The organism is Lysobacter sp. GQ73, from assembly GCF_059758755.1.
Genome location: NZ_JCAXEE010000004.1, coordinates 52,331 through 69,013, shown reverse-complemented (window position 1 = coordinate 69,013; position 16,683 = coordinate 52,331). Strand labels below are relative to the sequence as shown.

The following is a 16,683-nucleotide window of genomic DNA, read 5'->3' as shown; positions in this document are numbered from 1 at the left end:
CTCGTTCCTGGCTTCAACGCTTCAATCCGCCTGGCGGCGCAGGAACGCCGGGATGTCCAGGTAGCTGCTGTCGCTGCCGAAGTCCGCCACGGCCGGGCCGGTCGGTTCCTGGCGCGAGCTGCCGCGCAGGCTGCCGCCGAAGCTGGGCATCGGCGCGTGACCGACGTCGTCCATCGCCGAGAACTCGGGCTGGCCCGTGGTGGCGTTACGCACCAGCTGGATCGGCGCGCGCTGCGGCTCGCGGTCGTGGCCGTGACCGCGCACCGACTGCTTGACGGCGACGCGGTTGAGGCCGGTGGCGACCACGGTAACCCTGACCTCGTCCTGCATGTCCGGGTCGAGCACAGTGCCGATGACCACGGTCGCGTCTTCGGAAGCGAAGTTCTCGATGGTGCGGCCGACTTCGTCGAACTCGGCCATGGTGAAGTCCGGGCCGGCGGTGATGTTGACCAGGATGCCGTTGGCGCCGGCCAGGTTGACGTCGTCGAGCAGCGGGTTCTGGATCGCCGATTCGGCCGCGGCCTGGGCGCGGTCGTCGCCGCGCGCGGCGCCGGTGCCCATCATCGCCAGACCCATCTCGCTCATGACCGTGCGCACGTCGGCGAAGTCGACGTTGATCAGGCCCGGACGCACGATCAGGTCGGCGATGCCCTGCACGGCGCCGAGCAGCACGTCGTTGGCGGCACGGAAGGCCTGGATCATGGTCGCGTTGCGGCCGAGCACGGTGATCAGCTTCTCGTTCGGGATCGTGATCAGCGAGTCGCAGTGGTGCGACAGCTCCTCGATGCCTTTCAGCGCCACCTGCATGCGGCGGCGACCCTCGAACGGGAACGGCTTGGTGACGACCGCGACGGTCAGGATGCCCATCTCCTTGGCGAGCTGGGCCACGACCGGCGCGGCGCCGGTGCCGGTGCCGCCGCCCATGCCGGCGGTGATGAAGACCATGTCGGCGCCGGTCAGCGCGTCCATGATGCGTTCGCGGTCTTCAAGCGCGGCCTGGCGGCCGACCTCCGGGTTCGCGCCGGCGCCCAGGCCCTTGGTGACGTTGCTGCCGAGCTGCAGCTGCAGCTTGGCGCCGCAGTTCTTGATCGCCTGCGCGTCGGTGTTGGCGGTGATGAACTCCACCCCGTCGACGTTGCCGCTGACCATGTGCGCCACGGCGTTGCCGCCGCCGCCGCCCACGCCGACGACCTTGATGACCGCGTTCGGGGCCATTTTTTCAACCAGTTCGAAATGTGCCATGTCCTCGTCCTCTTATTAGTGCCGGGGTTCGGGAATCGGGAATGGGGAATCGGATGCGCTCCGTCCTCAACTCGATGCCGTCCTCTACGACGTTTTTGGTTTTAGTTACTTGGTGCTGCCGCTGCCACAACCTGCCAGTGCTGTTGCATGTCGCTGTTGCTCTTACGATTGCCTACTCTCAATTCCCGGTTTCCGGCGGTCAGAATTCGCCGCGATACCAGTTCTTGATCTTGTTGAAGAAACTGCCGGCGCGGCCGGTGGAGATCACCGGGCGGCGCGGGTTCTCGATCTGGCTGCCCATCAGCAACAGGCCGACGCCGGTCGCATGGACCGGGTTGCCGACCACCTCGCCCAGGCCGGTGACGTGCTGCGGGATGCCCACGCGCACCGGCATCTGCAGCATTTCCTCGGCCAGTTCGACCACGCCTTCCATCTTCGAGGCGCCGCCGGTCAGGACCATGCCGGCGCGCACGTGGTGCTCGAAACCCGAGCGGCGCAGTTCGGCCTGGATCATTTCGAAGATTTCCTCGTAGCGCGCCTGCACCGCCTGCGCCAGCGAGTGACGCGGCATGCGCCGCGGCGGGCGGTCGCCGACGCTCGGCACCTGGATCGATTCCTCGGCCGTGGCCATCTGCGCCAGCGCGCAGGCGTAGCGGACCTTGATCTGCTCGGCTTCCGGGGTCGGCGTGCGCAGCATGTGGGCGATATCTTCGGTGACCTTGTCGCCGGCGATCGGCAGGCTCGCGCTGTGGGCGATCGCGCCCTGCACGAACACCGCGATGTCGGTGGTGCCGGCGCCGATGTCGACCAGGACCACGCCGAGCTCGCGCTCGTCGCTGGTCAGCACCGCATTGCTGGAAGCCAGCACGCCGAGGATCAGGTCGTCGACCTGCAGGCCGCAGCGCTGCACGCACTTGCTGATGTTGGCCGCGGCCGACTGCGCGCACACGACCAGGTGCGCGTGCACTTCCAGGCGCACGCCGGTCATGCCGACCGGGTTGCGGATGCCTTCCTGCGAATCGTCGAGCACGTAGTCGCGCGGAATCGCATGCAGGATCTTCTGGTCGGCCGGGATCGCCACCGCCTTGGCCGCTTCGAGCACGCGGTCGAGGTCGCCGTAGGTGACCTCGCCGTCGCGGATCGGCGCGATGCCCTGCGAGTTGCGGCACTGGATGTGGTTGCCGGAGATCGAGGCGTAGACCGAGCGGATCTCGCAGCCGGCCATCAGCTCGGCTTCCTCGATCGCGCGCTGGATCGACTGCACCGTCGATTCGATGTCGACCACGACGCCGCGCTTGAGTCCGCGCGATTCGTGCGAGCCGATGCCGATGACTTCGATCGGAGTGCCGGGCCGGCCGTCCGAAGGCGTGTACTCGCCCACCAGCGCCACCACCTTGGAGGTGCCGATGTCGAGGCCTACGATCAGCGACTTGTCGCCTTTGCGGTTCATGACTGTCCTTGCTGCTGTTTCGGTGCCGCCTCGGGCGCCTGCACGGGCGCCCAGGACAGCGAAAAACCATTGGTGTAACGAAGGTCGGCGCGCGCGAGCACTTGCACGCGCTGGGCCAACAACTGCGGCAACAACCTGACGAAGCGGCCCAGGCGGGCGCGCGCTTCGCTGCGCCCGACCACGATCTGCGCGCCGTTGCCCAGACCGAGCGTCCAGCTGCCGCGCTGGTCCACCTCGACCTGCCTGACGTCCATGCCGACGGGGGCGAACAGTTCGCGCGACTCGTTGTACAGCGCGACCACGTCGGCGACCCGCGCATCGGGCCCGCCGAACTGCGGCAGGCCGTCCGGCACCTGGATGCCGTCGACCGGGAACAGACGTCCCTGTTCGGACAGCAGTTGATTCTTGCCCCAGCGCGCGAACGGCTTGTGTTCGATCACGCTGACTTCGAGCACGTCGGGCCAGCGCTTGCGCACTTCGGCATGCTCGACCCACGGCAACCTGGCGACCGAGTCCTGCGCCGCCGCCAGGTCCACCGCAAAGAAACCGCGCTGGGCATACGGCAACAAGGTCTTGCGCAGCGACGCCGCATCCACCCGCTCGAACTCGCCGGTCACGCGCAGGCGCTTGAGCGGCCACTGGTCCGCGCCGACCCAGCCGTTGAGCACGGCCACGACCGGCAGCGCGACCAAGGCCAGCGCGAGCAACCATCCGACGAGGCGGAGCATGGCGTTCACGCCGCGTCGCCTCCCACGGCGGGCGGCGCGGCCACGGTCGCCTCGAGCACCCGCCAGCACAGTTCGTCGTACTCGATGCCGACCTGGCGCGCGGCCTTCGGCACCAGCGAGTGGCTGGTCATGCCCGGGGCGGTGTTGACCTCGATCAGATACAGCTGGCCGCTGCTGCGGTCGCGCATCACGTCGACCCGGCCCCAGCCTTTGCAGCCCGCGGCGACGAAGGCTTCCATCGCCAGCCGGCGGATTTCGTCCTCGTCGGCGCCGTCCAGGCCCGGGCACAGGTACTGGGTGTCGTCGGCGATGTACTTGGCGTGGTAGTCGTACCACTCGCCCTTGGGCACGATGCGGATCGAGGGCAGCGCGCTATAGCCCTCGCCGTTGACCAGCACGGCCACGGTCAGCTCGTCGCCGATCACCATCTGCTCCATCAGCATCTCGCCCGGGTAGCGCGCAGCGAGCGCCACCGCCTCGTCGATGTCGGCGTCCTTGAGCACGCGCGATACACCGACGCTGGAGCCTTCGCTGGACGGCTTGATGATCACCGGCAGGCCGATCTCGCGCGCCGCCGCATGGACGTCGTCGCCCTTGGCGATGCGCTTGTAGCGCGGGGTCGGCAGGCCGGTCGACATCCACACCTGCTTGGTGCGGATCTTGTCCATCGCCAGCGCCGAACCGAGCACGTCGGAGCCGGTGTACGGCACGCCGAGCGCTTCCAGCACGCCCTGCAGTACGCCGTCTTCGCCGCCGCCCTTGTTGCCGTGCAGGATGTTGAACACACGGTCGACGCCACCGGCGCGGATGGTGTCCATCAGTGCCGGGATGCCGTCGACCGCGAACGCCTCGACGCCGCGCGAACGCAACGCTTCGAGCACGCCGCGCCCGGAATCCAGCGACACTTCGCGCTCGGCGCTGGTGCCGCCCATGAGCACGGCGACGCGGCCGAACACGGCCGGGTCGGTGACGCGCAACGGCGCGAACTGAACACTCACCACGCTCACTTCGATTCTCCCTGGAAACCCTGGTTGGCGAGCTGCTGGGCAGCCGCGCCGATGTCGCCGGCGCCCATCAGCAACAACAGATCGCCGTCGTTGAGGACGTCGGGCAGCACGCCGGCGAGGTCGCCGGCGCCGCTGACCACCACCGGATCGATGCGGCCGCGCGCGCGGATCGCGCGCGCCAGCGACTTGGCGTCGGCGCCGGCGATCGGCGCTTCGCCGGCCGGATAGACCTCGGTCAGCACCAGCGCATCGACCGAGGACAGCACCGCGGCGAAGTCGTCGAACAGGTCGCGGGTGCGGCTGTAGCGGTGCGGCTGGAACGCCACCACCAGGCGTTTGTCGGGCCAGCCGCCGCGCGCCGCGGCGAACACCGCTTCGAGTTCCTTCGGGTGATGGCCGTAGTCGTCGACCAACTGCACCGACGCGCCCTTGTCGGTGCGCAGTTCGGCGAGCAGGTTGAAGCGCCGGCCGATGCCTTCGAATTTCTCCAGCGCGCGCGCGATCGCGTCGGGCTGCACGCCGAGCTGCCAGGCCACCGAAGCGGCGGCCAGCGAATTGAGCACGTTGTGGCGGCCCGGCAGCGCCAGGGTCACCGCGGTGCGCGAGGCGTCCGGCAGGCACAGGGTGAAGTACATCGCCTCGCCGCGCTGGCTGACGTCCTCGGCGCGCACGTCGGCGGTCTCGTCGAAGCCGTAGGTCATGACGTGGCGCGGGGTCTCCGCGGCGAGCCGGGCGACGTTGGCGTCGTCGATGCACAGCACGGCCAGGCCGTAGAACGGCAGGCGGTGCAGGAATTCCTCGAACGCGGCCTGGACCTTGGCGAAGTCGCCGCCGTAGTTTTCCAGGTGATCGGCGTCGATGTTGGTGACGATGGCGATCTGCGGGTTCAGGCGCAGGAAGCTGCCGTCGCTTTCGTCGGCTTCGGCGACCAGCCACTGGCCTCCGCCGAGGCCGGCGTTGGCGCCGGCGGCGAGCAGCTTGCCGCCGATCACGAAGGTCGGGTCGATCCCGCCTTCGGCGAGCACGCTGGCGGTCAGCGAGGTGGTCGTGGTCTTGCCGTGGGTGCCGGCCACGGCGATGCCGCGGCGGAAGCGCATCAGCTCGGCCAGCATCTCGGCGCGCGGCACCACCGGAATGCGTTGGGCGCGCGCTTCCATCAGCTCGGGGTTGTCGCGCTTGATCGCGCTCGACACCACCACGCAATCTGCGCCCAGCACGTTGGCCGCGGCGTGGCCGCGGTGGACGCTGACGCCCATCGCTTCGAGCCGGCGGGTCACCGCGTTGTCGGCCATGTCCGAGCCGGACACCTGATAGCCGAGGGTGCACATGACTTCCGCGATCCCGCTCATGCCGGTGCCGCCGATGCCGACGAAGTGCACGCGCGGAAACGCCTTGGCCAGGTCGCCGGTGTGTTGCAGGCGGCGGCGAAGTGCGGTGCTCATGCTGCGTTCCTCGACGGGATTCGGAACTCGAGACTGGGGACTCGCGTAAACGCGCATCCCCCGCCGATCTGCTGCCAACCTGCTGCTGCCACTACCGCTCCTCTTACGAATACATCCGAAGCGACCCGGCGCTTGGCCGAGTCCCCAGTCCCGAATCCCGAGTCCCGTAGCCAAGCGTTCATCGCCCCGCCTCCAGCACCACGTCGGCGACGCGTTCGGCGGCGTCGGGCTTGGCCAGCGCACGCGCGGCGTTGGCCATCTGCAACAGCACGCCGCGCTCAGCCAGGATTTCGATGGTCGCCGACAGGCGCTCGGCCAGGTCGCCGGCCTGCGGCAGCAGTTGCGCCGCGCCGCGATCGACCAGGAAACGCGCGTTCTTGGTCTGGTGGTCGTCGACCGCCTGCGGGAACGGCACCAGCACGCTGCCGACTCCGGCCGCGCACAGTTCGGCCAGGGTCAGCGCGCCGGCGCGGCACACCACCAGGTCGGCCCAGGCGTAGGCGGCGGCCATGTCGGCGATGAAGGGTTCGACCGACGCGACCACGCCGGCCGCGGCATAGGCGCGTTCGGCGTCTTCGCGCAGCTTCTCGCCGCACTGATGCCGCACTTCGCAGGGCACCCGGCCGCGCAGGCCGGCGATCGCCGCGGGCACGCCGGCGTTGAGTGCACGCGCGCCCTGGCTGCCGCCGAGCACGAGCAGGCGCAGCGGCCCGCTGCGTTCGGCGAAACGTTGCGCCGGCGCGGCGATCGCCGCGATCTCGGCGCGCACCGGATTGCCGACCACTTGTTCGCGGCCGCCCGCGAAAGTGTCCGGAAAGCCGGTCAGCACGCTGCCCGCGAAACGCGAGAGCACTCGGTTGGTCATGCCTGGGGCGCGATTTTGTTCGTGCACGATCAGCGGCACGCCGGCCAGGCGCGCGGCCAGGCCGCCGGGGCCGGCCGCGTAGCCGCCGAAACTCACCACCGCGCGTGGCTGGCGCTGGCGCAGCACGCGCTGCGCCGCGCGCACCGACGACAGCAGACGGAACGGCGCGCGCAGCAACGTGGCCAGGCCCTTGCCGCGCACGCCGCTGATCGCGATGGTGTCGATGGCGACGTCGTGCTGCGGCACCAGGCGCGTTTCCATGCCGCCGTCGGCGCCGAGCCAGCACACCGGGACGCCGCGGCCGCGCAGGGCCTTGGCCACTGCGAGGCCGGGGAAAATGTGGCCGCCGGTGCCGCCGGCGAGAATCATCACCGGGCGTTCGCTCGCGCGCAGCTCGCTCATGCCGACCTCCCGAGCGAAGGCTCCGCGCGCTGGCGCAGGCGGCTGGTGCCGCGCGCATTGTCGTGGTTGCGCGCATTGGCCGAGGGCGCGGGGCCGGCGCTCGCCGCTGCCGACGGCGCCGCGCCCTGCCCGGCTTCGCCGCGCAGGCGCGCGACCTGGCGCTGGGCGCGGTCGAGTTCGTAGGACACGCGCAGCAGCACGCCGAGCGCGGCGCAGCTCATCAGCACGCTGGAGCCGCCGTAGGAAATCATCGGCAGGGTCAGGCCCTTGGTCGGCAGCAGGCCCAGGTTCACGCCGATCGAGACGAAGCTCTGCAGCCCCATCCACAGGGCGATGCCGAAAGCGACGTAGCCGGAGAAGTGGCGACGCATCTCGACGCACTTCAGCCCGATCCACAAGGCGCGCCCGGCCAGCAACACGTACATGCCGACCACCGCGCAGACGCCGGCGAAACCGAATTCCTCGCCGATCACCGCCATGATGAAGTCGGTATGCGCCTCGGGCAGGTAGGACAGCTTCTGCACCGACGCGCCGAGGCCGACCCCGGTCCACTCGCCGCGGCCGACCGCCATCAGCGCGTTGGTCAGCTGATAGCCGGTGCCGAACGGGTCGACCCAGGGATTCAGGAACGAGGTCAGGCGGGTGACGCGGTAGGGCTCGGCGATGGCGACGATCGCCAGCACCGGCAGGCCGATCAGCACCGGGCCGAACATGCGCGGCATGTTGACGCCGCCGAGCACCAGCATGCCGGCGGTGATCGCCAACAGCAGCGAAGACGAACCGAAGTCGGGTTGCATCAACAACAAGGCCACCAGCACCACGGCCACGCCGATCGGCTTGAGCATCGCGCCCCAGGTAGCCGAGATGTCTTCGCTGAAGCGCTTCAGATAACTCGCCAGCCAGACGATGTAGAGCAGCTTGACCGCCTCGACCGCCTGGAAGCTGGCCGGGCCGAGATTGATCCAGCGTTTGGCGCCGTTGACCTGCTTGCCGATCACCGGCACGAACACCAGCAGCAGCAACACCACGCAGACCAGCAGCAGCCACTGGTTGTGCTGCTCGATGGTCTTGAGCTCGGTGCGCATCAGCCAGAAGCCCAGGCCCAGGCCGACCGACAGGAAAATCAGGTGGCGGGTCAGGAAGTAGAACGGGTCGACCTCATGGGTCGCGGCCACGCCGAGCGAGGCCGAGCCGACCATGATCACGCCCGTGCAGGCCAGCGCCGCGGACACGGCGAGCAACCACGGGTCGTAGCGCCCGTGGATGGCGTCGAGTCGCGTTGCCTGGCGTGCGGAATTTTCCATCAACGGACCTTGAGCGTGGCCAGGCCGACCAGCACCAGCACCACCGAGATGATCCAGAAGCGCACGATCACCCGCGGCTCGGGCCAGCCCTTGAGTTCGAAGTGGTGATGGATCGGCGCCATGCGGAACACGCGCTTGCCGGTGAGCTTGAACGAGGCGACCTGGATCATCACCGACAGGGTCTCGATGACGAACACGCCGCCCATGATCACCAGCACCAGTTCCTGGCGCACGATCACTGCGATGGTGCCGAGCACCGCGCCGAGGGCGAGCGCGCCGATGTCGCCCATGAACACCATCGCCGGGTAGGTGTTGAACCACAGGAAGCCGAGCCCGGCGCCGGCGATCGCCGCGCAGATGATCACCAGCTCGCCGGCCCCGGGCACCTGCGGGATCTGCAGGTACTTGGAGAACTCGGCATGGCCGGAGGCATAGGCGAACACACCCAACGCGCAGGCGACCAGCACCGTCGGCATGATCGCCAGGCCGTCGAGGCCGTCGGTCAGGTTGACCGCATTGGAGAAGCCGACGATCCAGAAGTAGGCGACCACGATCAGGCCGGCGCCGAGCGGGATCGCGATGGCCTTGATCAGCGGCACGTAGAAGGTCGTGCTGGCCGCGGTCGAGGGATCGGCGGTGAAGTACAGGAAGGCGCCGGCGGCCAGGCCGAAGATCGACTGCAGCAGATACTTCCAGCGCGACTTCAGGCCGTTGGGGTCGCGGTGGACGATCTTGATCCAGTCGTCGTACCAGCCGATCGCGCCGAACGCCAGCATCACCGCCAGCACCAGCCAGACGTAACGGTTGCGCAGGTCGCCCCACAGCAGCACCGAGGCCAGCACCGTGACCAGGATCAGCGCCCCGCCCATGGTCGGCGTGCCGGCCTTGGAGAAATGCGTCTGCGGGCCGTCCTGGCGGATCGGCTGGCCGCCCTTGTACTGGGCGAGCTTGCGGATCACCGCCGGCCCCCACCACAACGACAAGGCCAGCGCGGTCAGCGCGCTGAGGATGCCGCGGAAGGTCAGATAACCAAAAAGACCGAAGAGGCTCTGCAGTTGTTCGAGCCAGCGAGTCAATTCAAGCAACATGCGTCGTCCCCTTCCCCTGTGCGGGCTTCTGCGCGGACAGCAACGCCGTCACGATCCGATCCATCGCACTGCTGTGCGACCCCTTGACCAACACCCGCACGCCTTCGCGCAGATCGGCGGCCAGCGCCTGCGCGAGCTCGGCATGGCTCGCGTGCACGCTGGCGCCCTCGCCGAAGGCCTGCGCCGCGACGGCGCTGAGCGCGCCGAGCGCGTACAGGCGGCGGACGCCGGAGGCCTTGGCGTGGCGGCCGATGTCGGCGTGCATGGCGATTTCGTCGTTGCCGATCTCGCGCATGTCGCCGAGCACCAGCCAGTTCTCGCCGCCGATTTCGGCCAGCGCGTCGATCGCCGCCGCGGTCGAGCCGGGGTTGGCGTTGTAGCTGTCGTCGATCAACACCGCGCCGTTGTCGAGACGGTGGGTGATCAGGCGACCCTCGACCGGCTGGGCGGCGTTGAGGCCGGCGACGACCGCGTCGAACCCGGCGCCGGCGCCCAGCGCCAGCGCGGTCGCGGCGAGCGCGTTGCGCACGTTGTGCCGGCCGACCAGGTTCAAGGCGATATCCGCCCGGCCCTGCGGCGTCACCAACGCGAACCTCGAACCGTCGGTGCCGACGCGAATATCCCGGGCGGTCACGTCCGCGCTGGACTCGAGGCCGAAGCGGATGACCCGGCGCCCGGCCGCGCGTTCGCCGAAATACGGGGCGAAGGCGTCGTCGGCGTTGATCACCGCCACGCCGCCGGCGGGCAGTGCGTCGTAGATGGCCGCCTTGGTGTCGGCGATGCCGAGCAGGCTGCCCATGCGCTCCAGGTGCGCCGGGGCGATGTTGTTGACCAGGGCCACCTGCGGACGCGCGACGCCCACCAGGTAAGCGATGTCGCCGGGCTTGCCGGCGCCCATTTCGTAAATCGAGAACCGGGCGTCTTCCGGCGCGTCGAGCACCGCCAGCGGCAGGCCGATCTCGTTGTTGCGGTTGCCCGGCGTCGCATACGTGCGGCCGGCGCGCTCCAGGATCGCCGCGGTCAGGGTCTTGACGCTGGTCTTGCCGTTGCTGCCGGTGATCGCGACGACGGTGTTGCCGCTGCGCTGCGCCTGCATCGCGGCGGCGAGGTCGGCGAGCGCGCGCTCGCTGTCGGCGACCACGACCTGGGCCACCGGCGCATCGGTCTCGCGCGCGACCAGCGCGCCGGCGACCGTGGTGCCGGCGAGTTTGGCGAGGTGATCGTGGCCGTCGAAGCGCTCGCCCTTGAGCGCGACGAACAGCGCCGCGCCGCGTTCGGGCAGCGCGCGGGTGTCGGTGACGACGAGTTCGATCGCCGCATCGGCGCCCTGCAGGCGGCCGCCGGTCATGCGCGCGATTTCGGACAGTCGCAGGCTCTTCATGGCCGCTCCTGCCCACTCTGGGTCCGCGCCGCCTGCCCATCCATGCGGGGCGCGCGAGCCTCCAGCGCCGCACGGGCTACCTCGGTGTCGTCGAAAGCATGGCGCACGCCATGGATCTCCTGATAAGGCTCGTGGCCCTTGCCGGTGATCAGCACGATGTCGCCGGCGTCGGCCTGGGCGATGGCGTGGCCGATCGCCGCGCGGCGGTCGCGCAGGATCACCGCGCGCTGCGGGTCCCGCAGGCCGGCCATGATGTCGGCGACGATGACCTCGCCGTCTTCGCCGCGCGGGTTGTCGTCGGTGACGATGACCAGGTCGGCGCCGTGCTCGGCGATCGCCGCCATCTGCGGGCGCTTGCCGCGATCGCGTTCGCCGCCGCAGCCGAACACGCAGATCAGTCGCGCGCCGGCGTGCGAGCGCAGCGAGGCCAGCGCCTGTTCCAGCGCGTCCGGCGTGTGCGCGTAATCGATCACCACCAGGGGCGCGACACCGTCGCCGCCGAGGCGGTTCATGCGGCCATGGATCGGCTGCAGTTGCGACAGGGTCTCGGCGATCTGCGCCGGCTTGTCGCCGAGCGCGTACAGGGTGCCGGCCACCGCCAGCAGGTTGTCGACGTTGAAGCGCCCCAACAGCGGCGACACGACCGCATGGGTCTGGCCGTCAACGACCAGATCGAAGCCGATGCCGCGATTGTCGAAGCTCAGGGCCTCGGCGCGGACGACGGCGTGGTCGCGGTCGCGCGAGCTCAGGCCGATCGCGCGCACCGACTTGGGCAGCTTGGCGATCAGTTCGCGGCCGAATTCGTCGTCGAGGTTGATCGCCGCGGCCTTGAGGCCGGGCCACGCGAACAGACGCGCCTTGGCCGCGCCGTAGGTCGCCATGTCGCCGTGATAGTCGAGATGATCGCGGGTCAAGTTGGTGAACACGCCGACGTCGAAGTGCACGCCGGCGACGCGGCCCTGGTCGAGCGCGTGCGAGCTGACTTCCATCGCGATCGCGCTGGCGCCGGCCTCGCGCATGTCGGCCAACAGTTCGTGCAGCTGCAGGACCAGCGGCGTGGTGAAACCGGTCGGGACGATTTCGCCGTACAAGCCGGCGCCGAGGGTGCCGACGCTGCCGCAGCGGATGCCGCGCAAGGCCCAGGCCTGTGCGATCAACTGCACGGTCGAGGTCTTGCCGTTGGTGCCGGTCACTCCGACCACGGTCATCGCGTCGGTGGCGCGGCCGTGAAAACGATCGCCCATCTCGCCCAGGCGCGCGCGCAGGCCGGGCACGGCAATCGCATCGGCCGGAGCCGGCAGTTCATCGGGTGCGGGCGGCTCGAACAGGATCGCGCTGGCGCCGTTGGCGCGCGCCTGCTCGACGAAACCCAGGCCGTGCGCGCCGAACCCGGCGATCGCGACGAAGGCATTGCCGGGACGCACCGCGCGGCTGTCCATCACCAGGCCGGTGATACGCAGATCGCCGGGGATGCCGGCGATGTCGGGCAACAGTTCGGCCAAGGGCATCAGGCGGCTCATCGCGCCCCTCCCTGGATCATCGTGCCCGCGGCGATCGGCGGCGGCGCGACGGTCTGGGTCGCCGCCGGAAGCACCGGGCCGCTCGGCTTGCCGCCGTTCTGCTTGAGACGCTTGGCTTCGGCCGCGGCCTGCACCGCCAGCCAGGTTTCGATGTCGTCGGGCGCCACGTCCATCAGGCGCAGCGCGCCGTCCATGACGTTGCGGAACACCGGTCCGGACACCGAGCCGCCGTAGTAACCGCGCTTGGTCGGGTCGGGCTCGCTGACCACCACCACCATCGAGAAGCGCGGCTTCTCCACCGGTACCACGCCGGCGAACAAGGACACGTACTTGCGCGAGTAACCGCCGGTGGCGCTGAACTTGCGGGTGGTGCCGGTCTTGCCGGCGACGTGATAGCCGAGGATCGCCGCCTGCTTGGCGGTGCCGCCCGGCTCGGTCACGGTCTGCATCATCCGCATGATTTCGCCGGCCACCGCCGGGTCCAGCACCTGCCGCGCTTCGTTGCGCTGGCCCTTGACGAAGGTCGGCTGGATCAGCCGGCCGCCGTTGGCCATCGCCGCGTAGGCCATGGCGATCTGCACCGGCGTCGCTGACAGCCCGTAGCCGTAGGACATGGTCGCCTTGGTGGTGCCGCTCCAGCGCGACGGCGGCGCGAGCAGGCCCGAGGACTCGCCCGGGAAGCCGCTGTTGGGCTTCTGGCCGTAACCGAAGCCGCGGATGAAGTTGTAGTAGTAGTCGTTCGGCAACGGCAGCGCGAGCTTGGCCGCGCCGACGTTGGAGCTCTTGGTGATCACGCCGGTAACGGTCAGCACGCCGTTGTTGTGGGTGTCGGTGATGCGATAGCGGCCATTGGGCATCCAGCCCGGCGTGGTGTTGACCAGGGTCGTGGGCTTGACCGCGCCGGCGTTGAGCGCGGCGGCGACGGTGATCGGCTTCATCGTCGAACCCGGCTCGACCACGTCGGTGACCGCGCGGTTGCGATGGGTGTCGCGGTTGCCGGCGCTGAGCAGGTTCGGGTTGTAGGTCGGCAGGTTCGCCATCGCCAGCACTTCGCCGGTTTCGATGTCGAGCACGACCGCCGAGGCGCTGCTGGCGCCGGTTTCGACCAGCGCCCGGCGCAGTTCGCGATAGGTCAGGTACTGGATGCGGCGGTCGAGAGTGAGGGTCAGGTCCTTGCCCGGCTCGGCCGACTGCACCAGGTCGACGTTCTCGACGATGCGGCCGGCGCCGTCGCGGATCACCCGCTTGGTGCCGGGCTTGCCGCGTAGCTCGTGGTCGAACGCCAGCTCCAGGCCTTCCTGGCCGCGGTCGTCGATGTTGGTGAAGCCCAGCACGTGCGCCATCGCCTCGCCCTGCGGGTAGAAGCGGCGGAACTCGCGCTGCGAGAACACCCCCGGCACCTTGTGGGCCAGGATCTTGCGCGCCTCGTCCGGATTGATCCGGCGCTTGAGGTACATGAATTCCTTGCCGGCGCGCTGGGCCAGCTTGCGGGTCAGCTCGTCGCGCGACACACCCAGCGCCTTGGCCAGCTCCGGCAGGCGCTCGGGGTTCTTGGCCAGCTCCTTGGGGTTGCCCCAGATCGACTCGACCGGGGTCGACACCGCCAGCGGCTCGCCGTTGCGGTCGGTGATCATGCCGCGCGAGGTCGGGATCGGGATCTCGCGCAGCGAACGCGCATCGCCCTGCTGGCGATAGAAATCGTTGCTGATGACCTGCAGGTCCAGCGCGCGCCCGACCAGGGCGACCGCGCACAGGCCGAGCGAGCCGCCGACCAGGATCAGGCGGTTGCGCAGGTTGAACTGGGCGACGCGACCGCGCGGCTTGTTGCCGCGCGAGCCGCGGTCTTCGCGGGCGCGCGCGAAGCGCTCGCCGATGCCCTCGACCAGGCGGTCGAAACCGCCGCCGCGGCCGCGCTCGCCGAGCACGCGATCGAGCGGCCCGCTGCGGGTGGGGCGATGCGGCTTGCGACCGTTCATGGCCGGATCACCACGGTTTCGGCGCCTTCCGGGAACTTCATCCCGATGCGCTCGCGCGCGACCTGGTCGATGCGGTTGCTCTCCGCCCAGGTGGCCTGTTCCAGCTGCAGGCGGCCGAACTCGATGTTGAGCTCGTCGCGCTCGCGCTGGAGCTTGTTGAGTTGCACGAACAACTGGCGATGCTCATGGCGCGCGAACACCACCAACAGGGCCGAGACCACGTTGGCGACGATCAGCAGGGCGAGCAGCAGGCGCATCATATGGTCGGGACTCGGGTTTCGGGACTCGGGACTCGGCCAGGAGCCGGAACTCGGAACTCGGAACTCGGGACTGGGTAAGGCGCTTGGGCTTCCAACTGATGAAGGTGCTTCGGCTTCGGGGGCACAGAGGCCGTCTTCGCGTGAGCGAATCCGGAGCCTTGAGTCCCGAGATCCGGCTTTTGACCGAGTCCCGAGTCCCGAAACCCGAGTCCCGGCTCCTCGCCGAGTCCCGGCAGCTTCTCGGCCACCCGCAGCACTGCGCTGCGCGCGCGCGGGTTGCTCGCGGTTTCTTCGTCGAAGGCCTTCTGCGCGCCGCCGATCGCCAGCAGGGTCGGGGTGAACGCCAGCTCGATCGGCATGCGCCGGTTGGCCGGCGGCGCCTTGGAGTGGCGGGCGATGAACTGCTTGACGATGCGGTCTTCGAGCGAGTGGAAGCTGATCACCGCCAGGCGGCCGCCGGGCTTGAGGCGAGCCAGCGCCGCGTCGAGGCCGGCTTCGAGATCGGCCAGTTCGCGGTTGATGAAGATGCGGATCGCCTGGAAGCTGCGGGTCGCCGGATGGATCTTGTTGTCGCCGCGCGGCATCACCGAAGCGATCAGGTCGGCCAACTGGGCGGTGCGCAGCAAGGGTTGCTCGCTGCGGCGGGCGACGATGGTGCGGGCGATCTTGCGGCTCTGGCGCTCTTCGCCATAGGTCCACAGCACCTCGGCGATCTCTTTCTCCGAGGCCGAGGCCAGCCACTGCGCCGCGCTCTGGCCGCTGTCGGGGTCCATGCGCATGTCGAGCGGGCCGTCCTTGCCGAAGCTGAAACCGCGCTCGGCGACGTCGAGCTGCGGCGAGGACACGCCCAGGTCCAGCAGCACGCCGTCGAGGCCTCCGGCGGTTTCGTCCCAATGGGCCAGGTCGGCGAAGCTGCCGCGATAGATCGACACGCGCGGGTCGCCACCGAACTCGCGTTCGGCCACGGCGATCGCTTCCGGGTCCTTGTCCATCACCAGCAGCCGGCCTCGCGCTTGCAAAAGCTCCAGCACGCCGCGGGCATGCCCGCCGCGTCCGAACGTGCCGTCGAGATAGGCACCGTTCCCGAGCACCCGCAGGCCATCCAGCACCTGCCGGTACATCACGGGAAGGTGGCCGGATCGCGCGTGCGTGCGTTCCATGCCACCGCCCGTCATAGCTGCAGGTCGAGCAGCTCGTCGCTCAGATCGTCGTCGGTGATCGTCTGACGGATCTGCGCGTGATGCGCCTGCTCGCTCCATAACTCGAACTTGTCGCCCATACCCAGCAAGACGGCTTTCTTCTCGATGCCGACCGCGGCGCGATGGCTGCCCGGCAGGGTGATGCGGCCGTTGCCGTCGAGTTCGACGAAGGCGGCCGCGCCGACCAGCTTGAGCTGCATGTTGCGGTTGACCTTCTTGGCCTTGGGCAGCTTGTTGACCTGGTCGCGAACGCGTTCCCAGATCGACAGCGGATACAGATAGAGCGAACCCGACTCGAACGGGTTGTAGGTGATGACCAGGCGGTTGCCGCATTCGCGCGCGACGACGTCGCGGTAGGCGGTGGGTACCGCCAGCCGTCCCTTGTCATCGATCGTGATGGCGGTTTCGCCCTGGAACATTGCGCACCTTTGTGGTTCCCGTCTCTACCGGACGGGTCACCTCAGTTCACCCGCCCGGCTGGACGGCTGGCCTCGAAAACCCACAAAAACCCAGGTTTTCCCTCGGATGTCCACATTAGCAGGGTGCACAAGGTTGTCAACAACTTTCCGGGCCGAATTTCACCAAGCACATCAATGGCTTGCGGCGGACTTCAGAGTCTTATTCAAGACTTATCCACTAACCTTTGTTTCGTCTCACATTTTGAGACTCAGCACGTCACAAAGTGACCCTCACGCGATGGCCGTCACAGTTGTTAAAGTCTTGTTGCGCAGCAGCAAGCCGTGCCGATCAGCGCAGAAGCTCGGGATTTGCCGGCATGATCGGCCGCAACTATCGGAACATCCGCATGCGAATGGGCGG

General features: G+C 69.0%; 13 protein-coding genes and 1 pseudogene. All 14 read right to left on the bottom strand.

The window, feature by feature from the left end; translation table 11 throughout:
- Positions 1 to 21: 21 nt before the first annotated feature.
- The 14 genes and pseudogenes from ftsZ to mraZ all read right to left on the bottom strand — a co-directional run bounded on the left by ftsZ (position 22) and on the right by mraZ (position 16,283).
- A complete protein-coding gene (gene ftsZ / locus AC6CH2_RS12935; protein WP_498269589.1) occupies positions 22 to 1,242 on the bottom strand; it encodes a cell division protein FtsZ in 1,221 nt (406 codons plus the stop codon).
- 199 nt (positions 1,243 to 1,441) lie between these two features.
- Entirely contained in the window at positions 1,442 to 2,692 is a 1,251-nt protein-coding gene (gene ftsA / locus AC6CH2_RS12930; RefSeq protein WP_031371603.1) for a cell division protein FtsA, read from the bottom strand.
- Between the two features lie 8 nt (positions 2,693 to 2,700).
- Positions 2,701 to 3,429, bottom strand: a pseudogene (locus AC6CH2_RS12925) (cell division protein FtsQ/DivIB); the annotation flags it as partial.
- On the bottom strand, positions 3,426 to 4,418 hold the full coding sequence (locus AC6CH2_RS12920; protein ID WP_498269921.1) for a D-alanine--D-alanine ligase: 993 nt from the start codon (positions 4,416 to 4,418) through the stop codon (positions 3,426 to 3,428). The pseudogene AC6CH2_RS12925 and the gene AC6CH2_RS12920, both read right to left, overlap by 4 nt.
- Before the next feature lie 5 nt (positions 4,419 to 4,423).
- On the bottom strand, positions 4,424 to 5,869 hold the full coding sequence (gene murC / locus AC6CH2_RS12915; protein ID WP_498269588.1) for a UDP-N-acetylmuramate--L-alanine ligase: 1,446 nt from the start codon (positions 5,867 to 5,869) through the stop codon (positions 4,424 to 4,426).
- A gap of 178 nt (positions 5,870 to 6,047) precedes the next feature.
- Positions 6,048 to 7,136 carry an undecaprenyldiphospho-muramoylpentapeptide beta-N-acetylglucosaminyltransferase gene (gene murG / locus AC6CH2_RS12910; protein WP_435393900.1) on the bottom strand — a complete coding sequence of 363 codons (1,089 nt, stop codon included), beginning with the start codon at positions 7,134 to 7,136 and terminating at the stop codon, positions 6,048 to 6,050.
- Positions 7,133 to 8,440 carry a putative lipid II flippase FtsW gene (gene ftsW / locus AC6CH2_RS12905; RefSeq protein WP_498269587.1) on the bottom strand — a complete coding sequence of 436 codons (1,308 nt, stop codon included), beginning with the start codon at positions 8,438 to 8,440 and terminating at the stop codon, positions 7,133 to 7,135. Before ftsW ends, murG begins: the two co-directional genes overlap by 4 nt.
- A complete protein-coding gene (mraY, locus tag AC6CH2_RS12900) occupies positions 8,440 to 9,528 on the bottom strand; it encodes a phospho-N-acetylmuramoyl-pentapeptide-transferase (protein ID WP_223619731.1) in 1,089 nt (362 codons plus the stop codon). The genes ftsW and mraY overlap by 1 nt, the downstream gene beginning before the upstream one ends.
- Positions 9,518 to 10,909 carry a UDP-N-acetylmuramoyl-tripeptide--D-alanyl-D-alanine ligase gene (locus tag AC6CH2_RS12895; RefSeq protein WP_498269586.1) on the bottom strand — a complete coding sequence of 464 codons (1,392 nt, stop codon included), beginning with the start codon at positions 10,907 to 10,909 and terminating at the stop codon, positions 9,518 to 9,520. Before AC6CH2_RS12895 ends, mraY begins: the two co-directional genes overlap by 11 nt.
- Positions 10,906 to 12,429, bottom strand: coding sequence for a UDP-N-acetylmuramoyl-L-alanyl-D-glutamate--2,6-diaminopimelate ligase (locus AC6CH2_RS12890; RefSeq protein WP_498269585.1), 1,524 nt, complete (start codon positions 12,427 to 12,429; stop codon positions 10,906 to 10,908). The genes AC6CH2_RS12895 and AC6CH2_RS12890 overlap by 4 nt, the downstream gene beginning before the upstream one ends.
- Positions 12,426 to 14,405 (bottom strand): peptidoglycan D,D-transpeptidase FtsI family protein, encoded by a 1,980-nt coding sequence (locus AC6CH2_RS12885; protein ID WP_498269584.1) that lies wholly within the window; start codon positions 14,403 to 14,405, stop codon positions 12,426 to 12,428. The genes AC6CH2_RS12890 and AC6CH2_RS12885 overlap by 4 nt, the downstream gene beginning before the upstream one ends.
- Complete coding sequence (gene ftsL / locus AC6CH2_RS12880) at positions 14,402 to 14,665, bottom strand: cell division protein FtsL (RefSeq protein WP_031371593.1); 264 nt, start codon at positions 14,663 to 14,665, stop codon at positions 14,402 to 14,404. Before ftsL ends, AC6CH2_RS12885 begins: the two co-directional genes overlap by 4 nt.
- Positions 14,662 to 15,840 carry a 16S rRNA (cytosine(1402)-N(4))-methyltransferase RsmH gene (rsmH, locus tag AC6CH2_RS12875; RefSeq protein WP_498269583.1) on the bottom strand — a complete coding sequence of 393 codons (1,179 nt, stop codon included), beginning with the start codon at positions 15,838 to 15,840 and terminating at the stop codon, positions 14,662 to 14,664. The genes ftsL and rsmH overlap by 4 nt, the downstream gene beginning before the upstream one ends.
- Positions 15,837 to 16,283: a division/cell wall cluster transcriptional repressor MraZ gene (mraZ, locus tag AC6CH2_RS12870; RefSeq protein ID WP_057916931.1), complete on the bottom strand. Its 447-nt coding sequence runs from the start codon at positions 16,281 to 16,283 to the stop codon at positions 15,837 to 15,839. The genes rsmH and mraZ overlap by 4 nt, the downstream gene beginning before the upstream one ends.
- Positions 16,284 to 16,683 lie beyond the last annotated feature (400 nt).